Here is a 19,186-nt window from a genome sequence, read left to right as displayed (position 1 = left end):
CAGAATACGTTCTGCCCGGCGATTCACCCGGCCGTCCGGCGTTATGCCGCCCGACAGGTCAGGTCACTCATCGAATGGTGACGCGGTCCCCCTTCGGCGCCTTGACCGGCGAGTTTTTCACGAGGTAGGACGCCAGCGAGCCCCTGTCGTCCGGCCCGTTGTGGGAGACATCGGTCCCCTCCCACTTCGGGAAGCCATAGTCGCCGGCCATCAGGATGTAGTTGGCCGCGATCTTGATCACCTGGGTGTCGGTCACCGGAGCGCCGTTCAGCGTGATCTCGGTGACCGCCCCGCCCTCCACCGTGTAGCGGAGCGAGGCCGAGGGCGTCAGCACCCAGCCCGTGGGGTTCTTGTGCGCCAGCAGCTTCTTGAGCTGTGCGCCGGTCATCGCCCGCACGTCGATGTGGAGCCCGGCGGGCTGGGTGTCGAACAGTTCCTGGTAGGTGACCGGACCCGCGTTCAGGTCCGTACGGAGCCCGTACCTGCTGGTGAGGGCGACCTCCGCGCCGGAGACGACCGTGACCGCGTCCAGGTAGGCGTCGGCGACCAGTTCGACCAGCGGGCCGCCGGCGGCGGTCAGCGCGATCTTTTCGGCGGCGACGCCGAACGTCTCCTTTTTGTCGCTCGGCGAACTGCACTCGAAGTAGTAGAGAGCATTGGACTTGAGGCCGTTCGGCTGCCTGATCTCGACCTGCATCGAGGTCTTACCCGTCTCCGAGTCCCAGTTGAGCGTCTCCAGAACGGTGGTGAACACGGTGCCGTGGTCGGCCGGCACGTTGACGGTCTTCCACTCCTCGGTGCCGACGAGGCGATACTGGACGACCTGCGCGCCGGCGGGAAGCCCCTCGAACGAACCGTGGATCTTGAAGGTCAGCGGGCACTTCGACGCGGTGGTCCGCTCGAAGACGATGGTGGCCTTCCCCACGAGGTTCTGAGTCGACCCACCGCCCTGCCCGGGCGGCGTGGCGACCTGCGCGGCGGAGGTGGACATGGCGTTCCACACATCGCGCCCGCCCCAGCGCCTCCCGGAACAGTCGACGGCGAACGAGGCCCGCTTGGAGATCTTCCCCACCGGCCCGACCAGGCGCACCGCGCCCCAGCCCCGGGCGTCGCCGGTGACCTTGATCGACGCGGACAACCGCACCGTCTTGAGGCCCTTGCCGCCGACCCGGTACGTCTTAGCCCTGGTCGTGTCCCCGTCGCTGAAGATCCACAGGTGCTTCAGCGTCACCGGCGCCTGGACCTGGACGGTGGTGGACAACGTCACGACCGTCGGGCAGGCACCGCTGTACGTCTTCGGCATGGCGGAAGCCGTACCGAAGACGGCCGGTTTTGGTTTTGGTACGGCATGCGCCGCCGGAACAAACGCGCCGGACGCCAGGGCGATAACAGCCACCAGCCATCCGGTTCGGCGCCCAACCCTACCTAACAATCCCACAATATTCCTCTCTTACGATCTGCAACGCTGAATTGTGACAGATCTGGTCATGTAAGGAATAACGGATTAGCCCGCTTCCTTGGAGGAACAGATGCTAGCGGGACCGGCCGACAATTCTGCGAGGGCCGAATCACCGGCGAACTCGGGAGGATGAACGTAAGGCAGCCGAAACGAAGGGGAGCGACTCCGATCCCATCTTCGCCACGAGGAACTGCACGCCGATCGAACCGCGCGACTTCAACCGCGCCTTCGAAGTTCACCGCCGCGAAGCGGATGTACCCGACACCCGATACGCTTGCGCCCGGCGTGGATGGCGTCCAGATGAAACCCTTCTCCGGCGACCTGTACCACGGCGGGACCGGGAAGCCGGACCCACTGGCCGGACATTATTCTCAGACGCGGCGGAGCCATGCGCTTGAACGGATTTTTGCGGAGCAGCCGCTTCAGCAGGCCCCTATCGGCCAATCGCGATGAACAACATTTCGCTACACGTCGCGATTCTGCGATAGAGCACAGTTACCTAACAATACGAGCATCAAGGCAAGGCGGCCGTGCTCGTAACGCTTCATCACGAGCAAACGGCCTGTCCCGGGTCAAAATGTTCCCGCCCTGGTCAGGCGGTATATGAGAGCCGGTGGAATGTAATCCTGTGAGGCGGGTTGCCGTAAACCCGTCCATGGAAGCGACCAGCCCGTCTACGCCGCCTGGTGGTGTCGCCCGGCTGATCGCTAAGGTGGCGCAGTGATCACCAAGCTGCTCGGACGGCTCTCTCCGCCGCCGGTGGTCGCTGAGCGCGCCCGGCCGTGGCGGCTTCAGTCGCAGGGATACGTGGCCTTCCTTGGCGGGTTTGCCGCCGTCACCACCATCGCGCTGATGAACGCCGATCGCCTCGACGTATCGAAGAGAGGCAGAGCGCTCATCGCCGGCGCCGGTCTTCTCGGACTGGTCCTGGATGTACTGATCCTGGATGTGGTGATGATCTGGGGTACCGGGATGGACCTCGGCGTCCACACCATGCTGTCGATCTTGCTTGTGCTGACCGTCCATATCGTTCAGATGGGCGTGCAGAGGCCGTACGACCGGAAAATCCTGCTGCTGTCCAGAGGACCAGATCATGCGCCGATGTGGCTCGCCGGCGCGGCCGCCATCCTGGTCTGCGGCTCGGTCGAGCACTTCATGCTGACCGCGATCCGAGGGTGATGGAAGCCGCTACCCTCACCCGAGCCGATCGTTTCTGGGAGAGGGTGCCGTGACACAGGAGCCCGGATCAGAAGCGGGATCTCCGACGGCGGCGGTGCTGCGCCTCGGCGCGGTTCTGGGCTTCGGTGCGGTTCTGGCGGTGTCGGGGCCGGTGATCCTGACGACGTTCGGAGTCGGCAGGCAGAGCGTCGGCTGGTTCTGTTCCGCGACGACCTCCACCTTCTACCCGCCGGAGGGTCCTTACGCGCTGGAGAGCGTGCCGGGAGAGCTGCTGTTCTGGGGCCTTCTCCTGCTACCGGTCGTCGTGGCCGGTCTTCTCCTGCGCGGATCACGTCGGGCCACGCTCACCGCGGTCGCCGCAGTCGGCGCCGTGCTCGCCTTCGGGCTCTTCATCGCGTTTCTCCTGCCGGGCCTCGACCCGTGCACCGGGCAGGAGCGGGTGACCGCGCCGCCCTGGCCCTTGATCGCCTGCTATTCGGTGGCCGCTGGGGCGCTGCTCCTGGCGGCCCGGTCACCGCTGCTCCGGAGACCGCTGCCTCTGAGATGGCACGGGATCATCCTGTGGGCGGGCGCCGTCGGCGCCGCGGCATGGGCGGCGGCATTCCACCGCATCCCGGTCACGTTCACGGCCGGCAGGTCCCTCACGGTCGTCTACGCCGGCGCCGAGGCTCCGGAGTCGTTCTGGAACGACCTCGCGTGGTGGTCCGGTACTGCCGACATGATCGGCCTGCCGGTCGTTCTCGTCGCGTTGGCGGCAGCCATCAGAGCGGCGGCTCCCGCCCGGTGGGGACGGTCAGCCGGCACCGCGGCCGCGGCGGTTCTCCTCCTCTTCCCGCTCCTCGACGTCGTGGGGTACGTCCGCTGGTACGGCGACGACTTCCAGGCATCTCTCATCGATTCGGTGCGGTGGCACCTGCTTCTCGCGGCCCTCCTCACCGCGTCGGCCGTCTGGGGTCCCCGGCAGCGGATCTCCCGGGCCGAAACCGTCCGCCTGGCGCGGAACCTGATCCGCGGACCATCGAAGGACGTGATTCCCGGACAGGCGAAGAATCTCGCCGTCGCGGTCGTGATCGCGGCCACCGCCGTCTGGTTGGTCGTCTCGTCCTTCACGCCGACACGGTAGGAGCACGGATTTCACCCGGCGCGGAGCAACGTCTACGCCCGGAGCACTTCGTCCCGGGCTGGAAAACGATCGTCCAGAACCGTCCGCGCCCCGGGTTCGAAGATCTTCGGCGAGCCGTACGGCGACGAGACCCCCACCTTTGAGATAGTTGCGCGCCGTCCTTCGTCCCGTATCGTCCCCACCAGTGATCCCGACCGTGCGAGGAAGGATCGACATGGCCGACGATGTGGTGCGACGCGTTTTCCAGGCAGTCGACTCGTTCGACCCCGACGAGTTCGTACGGTTGCTGGCCGAGGATGCCACGCTGGTGTTCGGCAACGCCGAGCCGATGGTGGGCCGTGAGGCCATCACCGCCGGGTTGCGGGCGTTCTTCTCCACCATCGGCGGTCTGCGGCACCGGATCGTCAGGAACTGGCAGGTGGATGCCGACATCATCGCCGAGACCGAGGTGACCTACCGGCGACTCGACGGCAAGGATGTCAGCGTCGTCGCCGTATCGATCTGGCGCACCCGCGACGACGGCCTGATCTCGGACTACCGCATATTCGTCGACCTCGCGCCCGTCTACACGGTCTAGGGCTTCAGCAAGACCGTATCTACGGCACGGCGCCTGTCTCCTCTCATGAGGGACACCCGGTCGCCCGTCGAGGGCGGCCCTGTCGCTCCTCGGCCCGAGCCGAACAGGCAGGGCTGTGGGGGCTTCTCCTGAGGACCTGCCGGCCCGATAATCACTGCGTGTCCAAGATCCCGGTGTGGTCCAAGTTCGCGCTCATCCTGATGGCGCTGGCATTGGCGCTCAAGGTTTTCACGATGACCTTCTGGGCGGAGAGCACCGTACGCGAACTCCTTGACTGGGTGTTCGTCGTCATCGGTTTCCTTGCCGCGGCGCTTTATCTGGGAGCCGGTGCACGGGGATTGGCCAAGGCGCGCAGGCACGAGTATCCCCAGCCGTCACCGGGAGAAGCACCTGATGACCCGCGTAAGCGCATATTGGTGTCTTCCTCGCTCCGGCTCTCCATCGCCCTGATGGGACTGCTGTCGATTTCCGGGACTTTCGTGTCGGCGGTCAGGTCCGACCCGTACGAAACCGATTCGTTCGGCTGGGGTATGGAGACCATCGAGCATCTCCCCGTGATCCTGCTTTTCGCCGCGATGGGATTTTCCGTGATGACCGTGGTATGGGCCTCGAAGCAGTCGAGTAAGTAGACCGCGGAGTGTCCCGATCTACCGGCCGCCATTGACGGGTGCCCTGGGACGCGCCGGAGAGCACGCCCCGTCATGCCTCGTCGTCGAACTGCTCGCGGGCGCGCTGGACGTCGGGCATGTTGACGGTCGTCCAGTGCAGGAGCGCGTCGATGAGCTCCTGGAGTGTCCTTCCGAGCGGCGTGATGCGATATTCGACGGCGATGGGTCGCGAGTTTGTGATGACACGCTCGACCATCCCGTTGCGCTCAAGGCGCCGCAGCGCCGCCGTGAGCGACTTCTGCGTCACGACGGGGATCGCCCGGCGTAGCTCGTTGAAGCGCGAGGGCTGCTCGCACAGCTCGTCGAGCACCTGCAACGACCACTTGTCGAGCACCTGGTCGAGCAGCTCGCGGTGCGGCGCGGTGATCTGGGGGCGGTCGGACGCGTTGTCGGCGGTTTCCTGCATGACACCTAGTCTCGTTGAAGTTCCCTTCGTGTACCAGGTAGACATCGGATACCTACTGATTGACAAGCGAATGGGCATCCCATGACCGTGCAGCTGCTGACCCCTGAGGGCATGTTCCAGCCCGTCCCCTATCACCACGTCGCGATCGGCACGGGCACCCGTCAGGTGCACGTGGCCGGCCAGATCGCGCGCGACGCCGAGGCGAACCACATCGCGACAGGTGATCTCACCGGCCAGGTCGCGCAGTCCCTGCGCAACACCGCGCTCGGCCTGGCCGGTGCCGGAGCGAGCTTTTCCGATGTCGTGCGCCTCAGGTTCTTCGTCACGAACTGGAGCCCCGAGAAAATGGACGACTTCATGGCGGGCATCGAACGTGTCGCCGACGAGCTCGGGATGCCGCGGCCGTTGCCGCCCCTGTCGCTCATCGGCATCGACTACCTCTTCGAACCTGACGTGCTCGTCGAGGTCGAGGCGTTCGCCGTCCTCGACTGACCGAGACTGACCGAAACTGGCTGAGGCTGGATGAGACCGGCTGAGGCGCGACACGGCTCCGCCTCCCGATGGACGCGGGGCCGTTGGCGTCAGTCGGGCGGCGAGGACAGGAGCACCGAAGTTCTCTCACCCGCCTGGTGAACGTCTCCACCCTGAAAACGACGTAGAGTCGGGAATATGGACTCGTCGGAGACCGACGACACACCAGCCGTCGCCCCGCCCGCGACACCTCGACCCGCCGCCGCGCCACCGTCGTCGCTGTCGCCGTCGCGCGCGGCCGACTTCATGAACTGCCCACTGCTCTACCGGTTCCGGGTGATCGACCGGTTGCCGGAGAAGCCGAGTGAGGCGGCCACCCGCGGCACCCTCGTCCACACGGTTCTGGAGCGGCTCTTCGACGACCCGGCGCCGGTGCGCACCGTCGCCCACGCCCGTTCCATGGTGGCGGGCGAGTGGGAGCGGCTGCTGGCGGCGAAGCCGGAGCTCGCGGAGCTGTTCTCCGCGGAGAACGGCACGGAGGGCTCCGCCGAGGCCGGCGCGATCGCCCCGGAACGGCTGGCACGCTGGCTGGCGGGCACGGAGCAGCTCGTCGAGCAGTGGTTCACACTCGAGGACCCGACCCGGCTGGAACCCGCGGAGCGGGAGCTGTTCGTCCAGACGACGCTGGACTCCGGGCTGAAGCTACGCGGGATCATCGACCGGATAGACGTCGCACCGACCGGCGAGGTGCGGATCGTCGACTACAAGACCGGCAAGGCCCCTCGCCCCGAATACGCGGCGGACGCGCTGTTCCAGATGAAGTTCTACGCCCTGATGCTGTGGCAGCTGCGTGGCAGCATGCCGCGCCGCCTGCAGCTGGTCTATCTCGGCAGCGGGGACGTGCTGACGTACGACCCGACCGAGGGCGATCTGCGGGCCGTGGAGCGCAAGCTGCTGGCACTGTGGGACGCGATCATGCAGGCGGCGGAGACGGCCGACTGGCGCCCGCGGCCGAGCCGGCTGTGCGACTGGTGCCCCCATCGGGCGCTGTGCCCGGAGTTCGGCGGCACTCCCCCGCCCTTGCCCCTGGCTGTCGTGGATCCGGCCGTGAGGGACGACCCGCGCCCGGCGACCGACGCCCGCTGAGCCCCGAAGCGCTCATCCGCGACCGCCGCCCACTGAGCCCTCACCCGCGAGCGGCTCTCCCGGGGAGGCGCCGCGAAACAGCCGCGGCACGGCGCGCGGTGGGAGGCCGCCCCTGGGCTGGACCCGGCAGACCCCTATCGCAACGCTAAGACCGGCCGCGACCTGGGCGAAGACCGACTCGTTCTGGGTCCCGCCACCAACAGGCAAGCTTTCGGCAAAAGAGTTGATTCCTCGCCCCCTCTATGCCTAGCGTGAAATTCAGACATTTCGAATAAATATTCGAACAAGGCGACGACCGTTGGGGCGCACGTCCTGCGGGGCACGGATCGCATTTTGTCCCTCCCCAGGCCCACCCCGAACCGCCGTCCGAAACGCCAGGGGGCACGGCGTGAACCACTTCACCTTCACCACCGCCACCAAGGAACGGGCCAAAGCCCGCATCGCACTCATCGGGCCCACCGGGTCAGGTAAGACCTACACCGCTCTGGTCACCGCCACCGGACTCGGCGGGCGGATCGCTCTCGTCGACACCGAGCACGGCAGCGCCGCCAAGTACGCCGACGAGTTCGCCTTCGACACCCTCCCACTCACGGTGTTCCGGCCCACCACGCTCGTCGACGTGCTCGCGGTGGCCGCCCGCGACGGCTACGACGTCATGATCGTCGACTCCCTGAGCCACTTCTGGTCCGGCACCGGCGGGATGCTGGAGCAGGTCGACGACGCGGCCAAGCGCGCCGGGGGAGGCGGCAGCTTCGCCGGCTGGAAGGAGGCCCGCCCTCAGGAGCGGGCGATGATCGACGCCCTGCTCGCCTATCCCGGCCACCTCATCGTCACCATGCGCACCAAGACCGAGTACGTCGTCGAGTCCGACGATCGCGGGCGCAAGGTGCCGCGCAAGGTCGGGCTCAAGCCCGAGCAGCGCGAGGGCATCGAGTACGAGTTCGACATCGTCGGCGACCTCGACCAGGAGAACACCCTGGTGATCTCCAAGTCCCGGGCGAAGCCGCTGTCCGGGGTGGTGTTCCACAAGCCGGGTCCGGAGTTCGCCGAGGCCGTCTTCAACTGGCTCGAGGCCGGAAAGCCGGCCCGGTCCGTGCCCGATTACGTCACGGCGGCCACGGCCCCGGACGCCACTCCCGACGATCTGCGCACCCTGTACGAGCAGGCCCGCCGGCACAACCTGCTCGGCGCCGCCGTCCTGGACGGCGACGGGGAGACCCAGACGCTTGGCGAGCTGATCGTGCGCCACGGCACCGCGGCGCGGAACCGGCCCACCCAGGACGTCACGCCGGAGGCCGGGACCGGGCAGAGGAGGACCGAGCCGAAGAAAAAGGGTGAGGCGGCGTGAACCTCAAGGAGAGCGCCACCCGGGTCGCCGTGCTCCGGGTGCTGCGCGACACCGTGGACGCCGCGTACGAGGCCGAGCGCCGTACGGTGCTCGACGGGTTGCGCGCGGCCCGCGCCGAGTTCGACCTCAAGTCGATCCGGGTGACCCTGCCGGACCAGACACCCGTCGCCACCATCACGCTCATCGACCCCCAGCCGGCGGTCGTGGTCGCCGACGAAGACGCCTTCACCGCCTGGGTGGCCGCGAACCACCCCTGCGAGGTGGAGACGCTCGTCCGGGTGCGCCCCGGCTGGCAGCGTAAATTCCTCACCCACCTCACCGCCCTCGACTCGGTCGCCGATCCGCACACCGGCGAGGTGATTCCGGGGCTGACGGCGTTGTCGGCCTCCGCACCACGGTCGTTCAGCCTCCGGCCGCTGCCCGGCGGGCCGGAGGAGATCACCCGGGCTTGGCGCAGCGGCCAGCTTGACCTGCGCCAACTGCTCACAGGCATGGGTGAGGAATCACCCGTCGCACGAGAGGAAGCTCATGGCCGGTGAAATCGTCATCACTGTCGTCGGCAACCTGACCGACGACCCCGAGCTGCGCTTCATTCCCAGCGGAGTCGCGGTCGCGCACTTCACCGTCGCGTCCACGCCCCGCGTCTACGACCGGGAGTCCGGGGAGTGGAAGGACGCCGAGACGCTGTTCCTGCGCTGCTCGGTCTGGCGGCAGGAGGCGGAGCACGTCGCCCAGTCCCTGCGGCGCGGCACACGCGTGATCGCCCAGGGGCGACTGCGCCAGCGAACGTACGAGACCAAGGAAGGCGAGCGCCGCACCGTCGTCGAGTGTGAGGTCGACGAGATCGGCCCCTCGCTGCGGTTCGCCACCGCGCCCGTCAACAAGGCCCCGCGCACGAGCGTCCTTGCCCACGCCGGCGCCAAATCACCCGCCGGCGACCCGTTCGCCCAGCACGACGAAGGCACCCAGGAGAGTGAGGAGCCCTTCTGATCCCAGGCCCGGAGCCCGACGGGCAATGACCCGCACAGCATCCCGCCCAAGGTGGACCCATGAGAGAACAGGACCGCGAGGGGGTCCTCGAACTCACCCTCGCTCAGATCGAGAAGCGCTTCGGCAAGGGCACGATCATGCGCCTGGGCGACGAACCGAGGGCCCCGGCCGAGGTGATCCCGACCGGGTCGATCGCCCTGGACCTCGCCCTCGGCGTCGGCGGGCTGCCCCGGGGGCGGGTGGTGGAGATCTACGGCCCGGAGTCCTCGGGCAAGACCACGATCGCCCTGCACGCGCTGGCCAACGCCCAGCGGGCCGGCGGCACGGTGGCTTTCGTCGACGCCGAGTACGGCCTGGACATCCAGTACGCCAGGCGGCTGGGCGTGGACACCGACGCCCTGCTGATCTGCCAGCCCGACGACGGCGAGCAGGCCCTGCAGATCGCCGACACCCTCATCCGCTCCGCCACCGTCGACGCCATCGTCATCGACTCCGTCGCCGCCCTGGTGCCGCGCGCGGAGATCGAGGGCGAGATGGGCGATCCCCACGTGGGCCTGCAGGCGAGGCTGATGAGCCAGGCACTGCGGAAGATCACCGGTGCGCTGAGCCAGTCGAGAACCACCGCGATCTTCGTCAACCAGCTCCGCGAGAAGATCGGATCGCCGTTCCCGGAGACCACCTGCGGCGGCCGGGCGCTGAAGTTCTACGCCGCGGTGCGCCTGGACGTCCGCCGGATCGAGACCCTCAGGAACGGCACCGAGTCGTTCGGCAACCGCACCCGCGTCAAAGTGGCCAAGAACAAGGTCGCCCCGCCCTTCCGGATGGCCGAGTTCGACATCCTCTACGGGGTCGGCATCTCCCGCGAGGGGGGCCTGATCGACGTGGGTATCGAGCAGGGCTTCGTGCGTAAGTCCGGCGCCTGGTACACCTACGAGGCCGATCAACTCGGCCAGGGCAAGGAGAACGTCCGCGACTTCCTGAAGGACCACCCCGACCTCGCCGACGAGATCGAAAAGAAGATCAAGGAGAAGCTGGGCATCGGGCCGAATCTGAGTACCGCGCCGGCCGAATGCTGATCCGGTGACCATCACCCATGTTCATCGGATGCCGAGGAGCATCACATGAGCGACACCGCCCGGGCCATTCGCCGCGTCTACCTCTCCTGCGAGTTCCTTCCCGCCGACCCCACCGTACGCGGCCTGATCTCCATCGGCCTCACCGACGACGCCGGCCGCGACTACTACGCCGTCAACAACGACATGGACTTCACCGCCGTGCTCAACGTCCCGCGGATGGTCGACGACGTGTGGCCCGCTCTGCCGCGATGTGCCCCCGACGGCTACCCCTACCTCCTCGACCGCATCCACCCCGACGTCAAGCTCATCAGGGAGATCCGCGACGAGGTGGGGACGTACTTCGCCTGCGGTCCCCCGGAGACTCACCTGTATGCCGCCTGCGGCGGCCAGCACATCTGCCGTCTGCACTCCCTGTGGGACAACGACTGGGAGGCGATGCCGCCCGCGGTGCCACGCTGGTTCCACGAGCTGCGGTCCCTCGTCGTCCAGGCCGGAAACCCGCCGCTGCCGGAGCGGCCTCGCGGAGAGCACCACGCGCTCACCTATGCCCGCTACTACCGCACCCTGCATGAGCACCTGCTCGCCCTCGCCGCCTGCCCGCAGTGCGGCGGCGACGGTTTCCGGCCCGCCCGTGGCCTCCACCAAACGCCGGCCGCATCCACGCGGACCGGGTGCGTGGACGAGAGCCCCGCGCCTCGCCGGGTGCCGGAAGATCGCGGCTACCGTCCGTACCAGCCGGACAGGGGAAGGGATCGGCCGATCCGTTTCCCCACCCGCCAGCTGCACTCCGTCGTCTGTGATGTCTGTGCCTACGTCTACGACGAGGACGGCGACGGCGTCCTGGTGTTCGACAACCCGGAGGAGGCCGTGCACGACGTGTTGCGCCACCACTGGATGTGCCTGGCCGACGGACGGGCGATCTGCCCGAGTGACGACGAGGAGCACCAGGCCCTGTACGACGAGCTGATGCCGCCCGAGCCGAAAGCCGAGGTCGACGGGCGGATCCCGCCCGAAGAGAAGCGATGAGGTTCCTGCACACGTCCGACTGGCACGTCGGCAAGGTGCTCAAGGGCCACAGCCGGCTTGATGAGCAGCGGGCGGTTCTGCGCGAGATCGTCCAGGTGGCACGGGACCACCGCGTTGACGCGGTTCTCGTCGCCGGCGACCTGTACGAGTCTTCCGCCCCGTCGGCAGACGCCCAGCAGCTGGTCGTTCAGGTGCTGCTCGCACTCCGGCGCACCGGTGCCGAGGTCATCGCGATCGCCGGCAACCATGACCATGCCGCCACCTTCGACGCCTACCGGCCGCTCATGGCGAGCACCGGGATCACCTTGGCCGGCGGTGTTCGTGATGCGGCCGACGGCGGGGTGGTGGAGTTCACCGCGCGCTCGACAGGGGAGCCGGTCGTCGTCGCCCTGCTGCCGTTCGTCTCCCAGCGCCACGCGGTGCGTGCCGCCCAGCTGGTCACCCTGACGCCCGGGCAGGCCGCGGCCGGCTACGGCCTGCTGGTGCGGGACCTGCTCGCCGCGCTCACGGCCGGCTTCCGCGATGACGCGGTCAACCTGGTGACGGCGCACCTGATGGCGGCCCGGGGAAAGCTCGGCGGGGGCGAGCGGTCCGCCCAGTCGGTCGTCGAGTACTGGGTGCCGGAGGATGCCTTCCCGCCCGACGCGTACTACGTCGCGCTCGGGCACCTGCACCGTCGCCAGTCGCTGCCCGCGCCCTGTCCGGTTCACTACTGCGGCAGCCCGATCGCCCTCGACTTCGGCGAGCAGGACAACCCCTCGGTGGTTCTCGTCGTCGAGGCGGAGGTCGGCGCATCCGCCCGCATCACCGCCGAGGTGCCGATCAGGTCCGGACGGCGGCTGCGCACCGTACGGGGCGCCGTCGACGAGCTGGCTCGGCACGCCGGGGAGTTCGGAGACGACTACCTGCGGGTCCTGCTGTGCGAACCGGCGCGCGCGGGCCTGCAGCAGGACGTGCGGCGGCTGTTCCCCAATGCGCTGGAAGTGCGCATCGACCCGGCGTTCGCCGCGCCGGTGGACCCGGTGAACACTGCCCGGCCGTCCACGCCGGCCGGCGTGGAACGCGGCCCTGCCGAGCTGCTCCACGAATACTGCGTCACCCGGGAGCTGATCGACGAACGGGTCGAAGCACTGTTCGCCAGGCTCCACGACCAGGCCACCACCGGGAACGCCTGACGGCGGAAAGGACCCTCGATGAGGCCGGTGCTCCTGGAGATGAACGGCTTCGCCTCGTTCCGGGAGGCGGCCGCGGTGGACCTCCGCGAGGTGGATTACTTCGCGCTCGTCGGCCCGACCGGATCAGGCAAGTCCACCGTCATCGACGCGATCACGTTCGCCCTGTACGGATCTGCGCCGCGCTGGGACAACCGGCGCGTGGTCACGAACGCGCTCGCGCCGACCACCGACCGGGGCACCGTACGGCTCGTCTTCGACCTTGCCGGGCACCGCTACGTCGCCGCCCGGGAGCTGCGTCGCACCGCCCGCGGCGGCGTCCAGGTGAAAAACGCCCGGCTGGAACGGCTCGCCGACCCGGACGCGCTCGGCATGCCGGGCGACGTCACCGAGGTGCTCGCCTCCGACTCCGAGGTCACACCCGCGGTGGAGAAGCTGTTCGGGCTGTCGTTCGAGCACTTCCTCACCTGTGTGGTGCTGCCGCAGGGGGACTTCGCCGAGTTCCTGCACGCGCAGCCGGCCAAGCGGCAGGAAATCTTCGTCAAACTGATGGGGCTGGAGATCTACCCCCGGATCGCGCAGGCGGCGAACGCGGAGGCCGAAGGCGAGAAGCAGCGCGCCGAACTCCTCGCCCAGCAGCTTGAGGAGTTCGGCGACGCGACCGAACGTGCCCGGCACGTGGCCCAGGGCCGGGTCGCCACGTTGGAGAAGGTCGCCAAGCGGGTCCGTACGGCACTGCCCGGACTCACGAAGCATGGCGCGGCCGTCACCGAGGCGCGGAGAGCGTGCGAGACGCTGATCGCGGAGCGAGACCGGCTGGGAGAGGTCGCCGCGCCGGCCGGGCTCGAGGAACTCGGGAAACGGGAACACGAGATCAGGACCGCCGTCGAACTGGTCGACAAGGAACTCACCGCGGCTGAGGCAGCCGACACGACCGCCCGTGAGCACCTCGCGGCGGCACCGTCCCGGGCCTCCCTTGAGCAGGCCCGCCGCGACCACCTGGAGCTTGAAGAAGCGGAGAGGAGGCTGCTCACCACGCAGGCGATGCAGCAGCGGCATGCCACGGCGCTCATCGACGTAACCGCTGCCGGGGAGGAGGCCGAGAGGCTCGCGCTGCGGGCGCGACGGGCGGAGGAGGCCACGGCGCGGTTCCATCTCGCGGCAGCGCTGCGACCGCATCTGCGGGGCGGCGCGGCATGCCCGGTATGTGAGCAGCGGGTCACCACGGTGCCCGGCCCGCTGGTCGCGCCCGACCTCGAAGCGGCCGAGCAGGCACGGGTCCGGGCCGACCGTGACGTGGAGCGACTCCGCGACGAGTGGACGGAGACGTCCCGGACCGAGCAGCAGGCCACCGGCGAGCTGAACGCGCTCACCGGCCGGATCGCCGTCCTGCGTTCGCTCCTCGCCGATGCCCCCTCCCTGGAGCGGGTGACCGCTGCGCTCACCCGTCGAGAGCAGCTGGAAAAGGCGGCAGACGAGGCGGACACGAGGCTGCGGCGCGCGCGAGCCACCAGGGCGAGCACCGAGGAGGCCGCGGCGAGCGTCCGCCGGGAGGTGCGGGCGGCCGCCTCGACGCTTGAGCGCGTTCGTGACCCGCTCGTCGCGCTCGGGGCTCAGGCGCTGGACCGTGATGACCTGATCGCAGCGTGGACGGCCCTCGTCTCCTGGGCGGCCGACGCCGCCGCCACCCGCGAAACGGCGCTGTCCGACGCGCGCAGAAGGCTGGCGAGCGTCCGCGGCAGGCTCGCCGCCGCCGAGGACCGGCTCGCCGACGTGCTCGCCGCTCACGAGGTGAGGCTCGACACGGAACGGCCGCTCACCCAGACGGCCGAGCCGGCGGTCGCGGCGGCGCTGGAGGGCGCTCGGCAAGAATTGCGGCGTCTCGTCGAACGACGGGAGCAGGCCGCGAAACTCGACGTTCGGCGGCAGGACGCGGAGCGGAGACACCAGGTGGCGAAGACACTCGGCCACCTCCTGCGCGCGGACGGATTTCCCCGCTGGCTTGTCGCGACGGCCCTCGACGTCCTCGTCACGGACGCCTCCGAGACGCTCGCCGAGCTGTCCGGCGGGCAGTTCGAGCTGATCCACGACGACGGAAACTTCCTTGTCGTCGACCACGCCGACGCGGACAGCCGCCGGCCGGTCAAGACGCTGTCCGGCGGTGAGACCTTCCAGGCCAGCCTCGCCCTCGCCCTGGCGCTTTCTGCGCAGCTGCCGACCATGGCCGCGGCCGGCGCCGTACAACTGGAATCGATCTTCCTCGATGAGGGGTTCGGCACGCTGGACGAGACGACACTCGAGACGGTCGCCGTCACGCTGGAGGAACTCGCGGCCCGCAAGGACCAGATGGTCGGTATCGTCACGCACAGCAGCGCCCTGGCCGAACGGGTGCCGACCCGCTTCACCGTCCACCGGGACCCCCGAACATCCTCGGTACGGCGAGAGGCCCCTTGACCCGGCGCGCCGCCGCAGACGAGACAGCGCTCCTCGGCCGCCACGATCTCCCGATGCGCCTGCCTGCTCGTAGGCCCGGTGCTCTCCGTCGCGTCGCTCGGGACCGCGCGGTACCGCTCCGGCCGGGCTCCTCCCCGTCTCCAAGCTCTGCCGCGCAGCGTGGGCCAAGGGGTCACGCGTGCGGGGGCACCCGCCCTCCAGACGGGCGCGATGAATTGTCGCGGGGCCTACCGGCGGTCGTCGTGGACCTCGTCCAGGTCGAAGCCCACAGAGAGGATGTCCATGAGGTGCATGGCCATCTTCAGCTCCTCCGGCCGCACGGTGATGTCGCCCCTGGGGGCGATGCCGGTCGGGCGGCGGACCTCTCCGGGCCGACTCATGGTCTGCAGGACGAGGAGGTCGTCATGGACCCGGAGCACCGCCAGGGATTCGCGGGCACCGAGGGTGACCCTGGTGACGGCGACGCGTCCGGACTCCCTCAGCGCATCCCGGAACAGGACGTACCACCGATCGGCGATCGGGTCCGTTCCTCCGACGTAGTAGGCCTGCCCGAACAGCATCGGGTCGACGCCGCCCTCGTCGACGGAGGCCAGCACGTTGACCCGCTTCCTGTCCGGTGGAGGCGGGCTCGCCATGTTCTTGTCGTCCAGGACGATCTTCCGGCCGACGGAGTGCCGGTGGCCTTTCGCCGCTTCCCGGTCCTCGATCTCCCCGTCCTCTTCCTCGCACCACCGTTGGTGGCGCACCGATGAGCCGTCCTCGGTGTGGGCCCGGTGCGGGTCGAGATCACCGTGTTTCCCGGTGGCCTTGTAGAGGGCTATGGGGATGTCGATGTCGCCGAAGGAAAGGGTCCCTTTCCAGGTAGCCTTCATTTTTCCCCCTGTCAGCAGGTTATCTCGCAGGGGGAACGCCAGCGGCGGAGCCCTCCGGAGGGCTGATGACGGACGCCTTCAACGGCCGGGACTGTCGTTCAAAAGGTGATCACGGCTGTATTTCACTGCCGTACAGGCACGGAAAAGACCCTCCGGGATCACCTGTCTCCTAGTGGTGTATCCCCTCAATCTCGCCGGCGTTGTCAGCTCGGGCGGGTAGGAGCAGGGCGGTGACGACCACGGCCACGGACATCACCGCGCCGATGATGAAGGCCAGTCGCATGCCGTCGAGGTTGGCGAGCGCCTCCGTGACGCCCGAGGATCTCAGGGCGTCGGCTCGCGCGCTCATCACGGTGATCACAAGCGCGGTGCCGATGGCCGCGGAGACCTGTTGCAGCGTGCTCAGGATCGAGCTGGCGTGGGAGTAGAGCGGCGGTGGAACCGCTCCGAGCCCGAGGGTGAACACCGGGGTGAAGGTCGCGGCCAGACTCACCATCAGCAGCGCGTGCAGGGCGAGGAGCTGCCAGAACGGCATGGTCATCGTGACCAGGGTGAAGCCGGTGAGCGCGAGCGTGATCCCGATCGCGCCGGGGATGACCAGGACCCTGCCGCCGAACCGGTCGAACAGGCGGCCGACGGTCGGACCGAGCAGCCCCATCGCAAGGCCGCCCGGCATCACGAGGAGTCCGGCCTGCAGGGCGGTGAGCTCGCGGACGTTCTGCAGGTACAGCGGCAGCAGGATCATCGAGCCGAGCATCGCCATGAAGGCCACCGACATCAGGATCAACGCGACCGTGTAGGTGCGGTAGCGCAAGGTACGCAGGTCCAGCAGCGGCACGCCGCGCTTCTGCAACACCAGCTGGCGGAGGACAAAAACGACGATGGCGATCAGGCCGACCGCCACGATCGCGGCGGCGACGCGGGCGTCACCGCCCTCGAACCGGCTGAGTCCGTAGACCAGGCCGCCGAAGCCCGCGGCCGCGGTCACCACGCTCAACCAGTCGATGGTGCTGAACTCGGGCTCTCCGACGTTCTTGAGCTGCTTCAGGCCGAGCCATGTGATCACGGCGGCGATGGGGAACACCACGGCGAACAGCAGCCGCCAGGACCCGAACTGAAGGATCACCCCCGAGACCGTCGGGCCCATGGCGGGCGCGACCGAGATGGCCAGGCTGACGGTGCCCATCACCCGGCCACGCTCCGCCTTGGGCACCACCTGCATCAGCGTGGTCATCAGCAGCGGCATCATCACGGCCGTCCCGGACGCCTGGATGATGCGAGCACCCAGCAGCACCTCGAACGACGGCGCGACGGCGGCCAACGCCGTGCCGAGCAGGAACAAGCCCATCGCGGTGGTGTACGCGCTGCGGGTGGACACCCGCTGCAGGAACCATCCGGTGATCGGGATGACGGCGGCCATGGTCAGCATGAAGGCGGTCGAGAGCCACTGTGCGGTCTGCTCGGTGATGTGCAGCGCGCCCATCAGCCGGGGGATCGCGTTGATCATGATCGTCTCGTTGAGGATGACCACGAATGTGGCAAGCACCAGCAGCCGGATCACGGGCGGGGTGCGACCCGGAACGGCGGTCGCGGACTTGGCGGGTGAGTCGACCTGCGGGCTTAACACGGCACCTCGATCAGGGTTGTCGGACATGACGTGATCATGGCTGGCATCCAGCCTTGGGACGCACAAGAAGTTGTGGCCGTACAAAGACTGACCGACACCACCGACAAAACTCATCGCCCTTCCCCAGCTTTCCGGCAGGTGACACGAAATGTCACCCGGTTTTCACTGGCGGACGATGATCTCCAGATCACGAAAAGAGCACCCTGATTGCCCTATGACCTGGGCGAATACCCCGCGTACCACACGCCCCGAGGGCTGGGGCGCAGTGGTTTTCCCAACCTGATAGATGCTTACGCGCCGGCCCGGCCCACGCAGCAGCACTTCCATCCAACCCCGACGAGGGCGTTGGGCTGGGCATCGTGTCCGAACTCATCGAGACAGAGCTTGATTCCGACTTTGCAGAGGTTGTCCCCCAGCGGTCCGGAGAGGGCATCGCCCGAGCTCTCCACATATTCCCGTGGCGGCTTCGCCGGACGGTCGGATCCGTCATCCCCACCGATGGCGCGATCATCGCGTCAGCTGTCGGTGTGAACCTCGGTCGCGGCATGGTCCCCCCGGGACCACCCTCACCGCGGCGGACCTCCCCGACACGCCGGCCGCGCTGATGCCGCTCGTCGAGGAGCGCATCCCGGCCGACGGCGTCGGCCAGGGCTCCACATCCTGAACACCTTCCGATGTCTCCCGTCGGGGAGCGGAAGGCGTCCAGAAAACGCCGATGGCGTACTGGCCGGATCGCGCCGGCGTGCCGATGGCCCCGCCATCGGCGGCAGTGAACGGCCAGGCATCCCCTGGGGGTGGCGACGTTCTCGCCACCTCTCCAGGGATGGCCGATGGCCGGGTCAGAAGTAGTGGTTGCGGCCGCCGACGGGCCGGCCCAGGCGGCCCATCAGCATGAGAATCACTCCGATGACCAGGACGATGATCCCTAGGGTCCACAGGATGGAGATACCGGTCAGGAATCCGGCGATGAGAAGGACGAGTCCAATAATGATCATGATGATTGCCTGCTTTCGAGAGAGATGAAGGTGTGGCACTGGCTCGCGGGCCGGCTCGACGGTGGCGAGCGATCAGCGTTCCAAGGCGTCTTTGAGCTTCGCTGCGGGTTGGTCGACGTTGTTCGTGACCTGGTCACCGCGGCTTCAGTCCGTAGACGCCGGCTGCCGTGACGCGGCCGGCGGGCTTCTTTGCGCACCTTTTAACCACTGATTGATGACTACAGAGCGCCGGGGCCGTAGTAGCCGCCGAGCTTGCTGCGGTAGTCGGGCTCCTTGTAGGTCGCCTCGTCGAACTCGGGAGCGTTCTTGATCTCTTCCTTGGTACGGGAGATGTAGACCTTGCGCTCCTGGGGGTCGATCCGGGTCACCGTGCCGGCGGGCAGCACGACCTTCTTGCCGAAGATCCAGAAACCCGTGTCGACGACGACGTAGCTGTCGCCCACGGCGTTGCTCTCCTCGTCCACCGAGCCGATTTTGCCGTCGGTGGCCTCAACGTCGAACCCGACCAGATCCAGTGCCTGGTTGCCGATACGGGCCTCGGGACGGTAGTTCCACAGATTCTCAGTCATGGCTGCTCTTTTCTCTTCAGCGATAGTG

The 19,186-nt window shown here is 68.2% G+C and carries 19 protein-coding genes; 13 read left to right on the top strand and 6 right to left on the bottom strand.

Annotated features, from left to right (window positions below):
• Positions 1 to 67: 67 nt before the first annotated feature.
• A complete protein-coding gene (locus CHC08_RS44010) occupies positions 68 to 1,303 on the bottom strand; it encodes a 5'-nucleotidase C-terminal domain-containing protein (RefSeq protein WP_089213326.1) in 1,236 nt (411 codons plus the stop codon).
• An 876-nt stretch (positions 1,304 to 2,179) separates the two neighbouring features.
• On the opposite strand from CHC08_RS44010, the gene CHC08_RS44005 reads away from it, so the two are divergent.
• From CHC08_RS44005 to CHC08_RS43990, 4 genes are all read left to right on the top strand, one after another.
• Positions 2,180 to 2,638 carry a hypothetical protein gene (locus CHC08_RS44005; protein WP_089213325.1) on the top strand — a complete coding sequence of 153 codons (459 nt, stop codon included), beginning with the start codon at positions 2,180 to 2,182 and terminating at the stop codon, positions 2,636 to 2,638.
• Positions 2,639 to 2,687: 49 nt separating this feature from the next.
• Positions 2,688 to 3,761, top strand: a complete 1,074-nt coding sequence (locus tag CHC08_RS44000; protein ID WP_143653626.1) for a hypothetical protein — start codon at positions 2,688 to 2,690, stop codon at positions 3,759 to 3,761.
• A gap of 214 nt (positions 3,762 to 3,975) precedes the next feature.
• On the top strand, positions 3,976 to 4,338 hold the full coding sequence (locus tag CHC08_RS43995; protein ID WP_089213323.1) for a nuclear transport factor 2 family protein: 363 nt from the start codon (positions 3,976 to 3,978) through the stop codon (positions 4,336 to 4,338).
• A gap of 158 nt (positions 4,339 to 4,496) precedes the next feature.
• Entirely contained in the window at positions 4,497 to 4,967 is a 471-nt protein-coding gene (locus CHC08_RS43990; RefSeq protein WP_089213322.1) for a hypothetical protein, read from the top strand.
• Positions 4,968 to 5,037: 70 nt separating this feature from the next.
• Here the strand turns inward: CHC08_RS43990 and CHC08_RS43985 are convergent, their stop codons facing one another.
• Positions 5,038 to 5,412 (bottom strand): winged helix-turn-helix transcriptional regulator, encoded by a 375-nt coding sequence (locus tag CHC08_RS43985; protein ID WP_089213321.1) that lies wholly within the window; start codon positions 5,410 to 5,412, stop codon positions 5,038 to 5,040.
• 81 nt (positions 5,413 to 5,493) lie between these two features.
• Between CHC08_RS43985 and CHC08_RS43980 the strand changes: the two genes are divergently transcribed.
• The 9 genes from CHC08_RS43980 (at position 5,494) to CHC08_RS43940 (ending at position 15,095) form a co-directional block, all read left to right on the top strand.
• Positions 5,494 to 5,904 carry a RidA family protein gene (locus tag CHC08_RS43980; protein WP_089213320.1) on the top strand — a complete coding sequence of 137 codons (411 nt, stop codon included), beginning with the start codon at positions 5,494 to 5,496 and terminating at the stop codon, positions 5,902 to 5,904.
• A 177-nt stretch (positions 5,905 to 6,081) separates the two neighbouring features.
• Positions 6,082 to 7,029: a RecB family exonuclease gene (locus CHC08_RS43975; protein WP_089213319.1), complete on the top strand. Its 948-nt coding sequence runs from the start codon at positions 6,082 to 6,084 to the stop codon at positions 7,027 to 7,029.
• A gap of 388 nt (positions 7,030 to 7,417) precedes the next feature.
• Complete coding sequence (locus CHC08_RS43970; protein WP_089213318.1) at positions 7,418 to 8,377, top strand: ATP-binding protein; 960 nt, start codon at positions 7,418 to 7,420, stop codon at positions 8,375 to 8,377.
• Positions 8,374 to 8,916 (top strand): hypothetical protein, encoded by a 543-nt coding sequence (locus tag CHC08_RS43965; RefSeq protein WP_089213317.1) that lies wholly within the window; start codon positions 8,374 to 8,376, stop codon positions 8,914 to 8,916. The genes CHC08_RS43970 and CHC08_RS43965 overlap by 4 nt, the downstream gene beginning before the upstream one ends.
• Positions 8,906 to 9,367 (top strand): single-stranded DNA-binding protein, encoded by a 462-nt coding sequence (locus CHC08_RS43960; protein WP_089213316.1) that lies wholly within the window; start codon positions 8,906 to 8,908, stop codon positions 9,365 to 9,367. The genes CHC08_RS43965 and CHC08_RS43960 overlap by 11 nt, the downstream gene beginning before the upstream one ends.
• 59 nt (positions 9,368 to 9,426) lie before the next feature.
• Positions 9,427 to 10,443 carry a recombinase RecA gene (recA, locus tag CHC08_RS43955; protein ID WP_089213315.1) on the top strand — a complete coding sequence of 339 codons (1,017 nt, stop codon included), beginning with the start codon at positions 9,427 to 9,429 and terminating at the stop codon, positions 10,441 to 10,443.
• A 45-nt stretch (positions 10,444 to 10,488) separates the two neighbouring features.
• Positions 10,489 to 11,469, top strand: coding sequence for a DUF412 domain-containing protein (locus CHC08_RS43950; protein ID WP_089213314.1), 981 nt, complete (start codon positions 10,489 to 10,491; stop codon positions 11,467 to 11,469).
• Positions 11,466 to 12,644 carry a metallophosphoesterase family protein gene (locus CHC08_RS43945; protein ID WP_089213313.1) on the top strand — a complete coding sequence of 393 codons (1,179 nt, stop codon included), beginning with the start codon at positions 11,466 to 11,468 and terminating at the stop codon, positions 12,642 to 12,644. The genes CHC08_RS43950 and CHC08_RS43945 overlap by 4 nt, the downstream gene beginning before the upstream one ends.
• A gap of 18 nt (positions 12,645 to 12,662) precedes the next feature.
• Positions 12,663 to 15,095: an AAA family ATPase gene (locus CHC08_RS43940; RefSeq protein WP_089213312.1), complete on the top strand. Its 2,433-nt coding sequence runs from the start codon at positions 12,663 to 12,665 to the stop codon at positions 15,093 to 15,095.
• 227 nt (positions 15,096 to 15,322) lie between these two features.
• On the opposite strand, the gene ku is transcribed toward CHC08_RS43940, so the two are convergent.
• The 4 genes from ku to CHC08_RS43920 all read right to left on the bottom strand — a co-directional run bounded on the left by ku (position 15,323) and on the right by CHC08_RS43920 (position 19,158).
• Positions 15,323 to 15,967: a non-homologous end joining protein Ku gene (gene ku, locus CHC08_RS43935; RefSeq protein WP_089213311.1), complete on the bottom strand. Its 645-nt coding sequence runs from the start codon at positions 15,965 to 15,967 to the stop codon at positions 15,323 to 15,325.
• A 169-nt stretch (positions 15,968 to 16,136) separates the two neighbouring features.
• Positions 16,137 to 17,621: an MDR family MFS transporter gene (locus CHC08_RS43930; protein ID WP_089213310.1), complete on the bottom strand. Its 1,485-nt coding sequence runs from the start codon at positions 17,619 to 17,621 to the stop codon at positions 16,137 to 16,139.
• 812 nt (positions 17,622 to 18,433) lie between these two features.
• The gene (locus tag CHC08_RS43925; protein ID WP_089213309.1) at positions 18,434 to 18,589 is read right to left on the bottom strand and encodes a DUF6131 family protein; all 156 of its coding nucleotides are present in this window, start codon (positions 18,587 to 18,589) and stop codon (positions 18,434 to 18,436) included.
• Between the two features lie 218 nt (positions 18,590 to 18,807).
• A complete protein-coding gene (locus CHC08_RS43920; protein ID WP_089212917.1) occupies positions 18,808 to 19,158 on the bottom strand; it encodes a PRC-barrel domain-containing protein in 351 nt (116 codons plus the stop codon).
• Positions 19,159 to 19,186: the final 28 nt, after the last annotated feature.

This window comes from Streptosporangium subroseum, assembly GCF_900188345.1.
GTDB lineage: Bacteria > Actinomycetota > Actinomycetes > Streptosporangiales > Streptosporangiaceae > Streptosporangium > Streptosporangium subroseum.
The sequence above is the reverse complement of the archived record's forward strand: the minus strand, read 5'-3'. Positions and strand labels throughout refer to the sequence as shown.

What these genes read in the sequence shown, in the direction of transcription:
- CHC08_RS44010 (WP_089213326.1), bottom strand. Translation starts at nt 1,303, where the DNA reads ATGCCGAAGACGTACAGCGGTGCCTGCCCGACGGTCGTGACGTTGTCC.
- CHC08_RS43995 (WP_089213323.1), top strand. Translation starts at nt 3,976, where the DNA reads ATGGCCGACGATGTGGTGCGACGCGTTTTCCAGGCAGTCGACTCGTTC.
- CHC08_RS43985 (WP_089213321.1), bottom strand. Translation starts at nt 5,412, where the DNA reads ATGCAGGAAACCGCCGACAACGCGTCCGACCGCCCCCAGATCACCGCG.
- CHC08_RS43980 (WP_089213320.1), top strand. Translation starts at nt 5,494, where the DNA reads ATGACCGTGCAGCTGCTGACCCCTGAGGGCATGTTCCAGCCCGTCCCC.
- CHC08_RS43975 (WP_089213319.1), top strand. Translation starts at nt 6,082, where the DNA reads ATGGACTCGTCGGAGACCGACGACACACCAGCCGTCGCCCCGCCCGCG.
- CHC08_RS43960 (WP_089213316.1), top strand. Translation starts at nt 8,906, where the DNA reads ATGGCCGGTGAAATCGTCATCACTGTCGTCGGCAACCTGACCGACGAC.
- recA (WP_089213315.1), top strand. Translation starts at nt 9,427, where the DNA reads ATGAGAGAACAGGACCGCGAGGGGGTCCTCGAACTCACCCTCGCTCAG.
- CHC08_RS43950 (WP_089213314.1), top strand. Translation starts at nt 10,489, where the DNA reads ATGAGCGACACCGCCCGGGCCATTCGCCGCGTCTACCTCTCCTGCGAG.
- CHC08_RS43945 (WP_089213313.1), top strand. Translation starts at nt 11,466, where the DNA reads ATGAGGTTCCTGCACACGTCCGACTGGCACGTCGGCAAGGTGCTCAAG.
- CHC08_RS43940 (WP_089213312.1), top strand. Translation starts at nt 12,663, where the DNA reads ATGAGGCCGGTGCTCCTGGAGATGAACGGCTTCGCCTCGTTCCGGGAG.
- ku (WP_089213311.1), bottom strand. Translation starts at nt 15,967, where the DNA reads ATGAAGGCTACCTGGAAAGGGACCCTTTCCTTCGGCGACATCGACATC.
- CHC08_RS43930 (WP_089213310.1), bottom strand. Translation starts at nt 17,621, where the DNA reads ATGTCCGACAACCCTGATCGAGGTGCCGTGTTAAGCCCGCAGGTCGAC.
- CHC08_RS43925 (WP_089213309.1), bottom strand. Translation starts at nt 18,589, where the DNA reads ATGATCATTATTGGACTCGTCCTTCTCATCGCCGGATTCCTGACCGGT.
- CHC08_RS43920 (WP_089212917.1), bottom strand. Translation starts at nt 19,158, where the DNA reads ATGACTGAGAATCTGTGGAACTACCGTCCCGAGGCCCGTATCGGCAAC.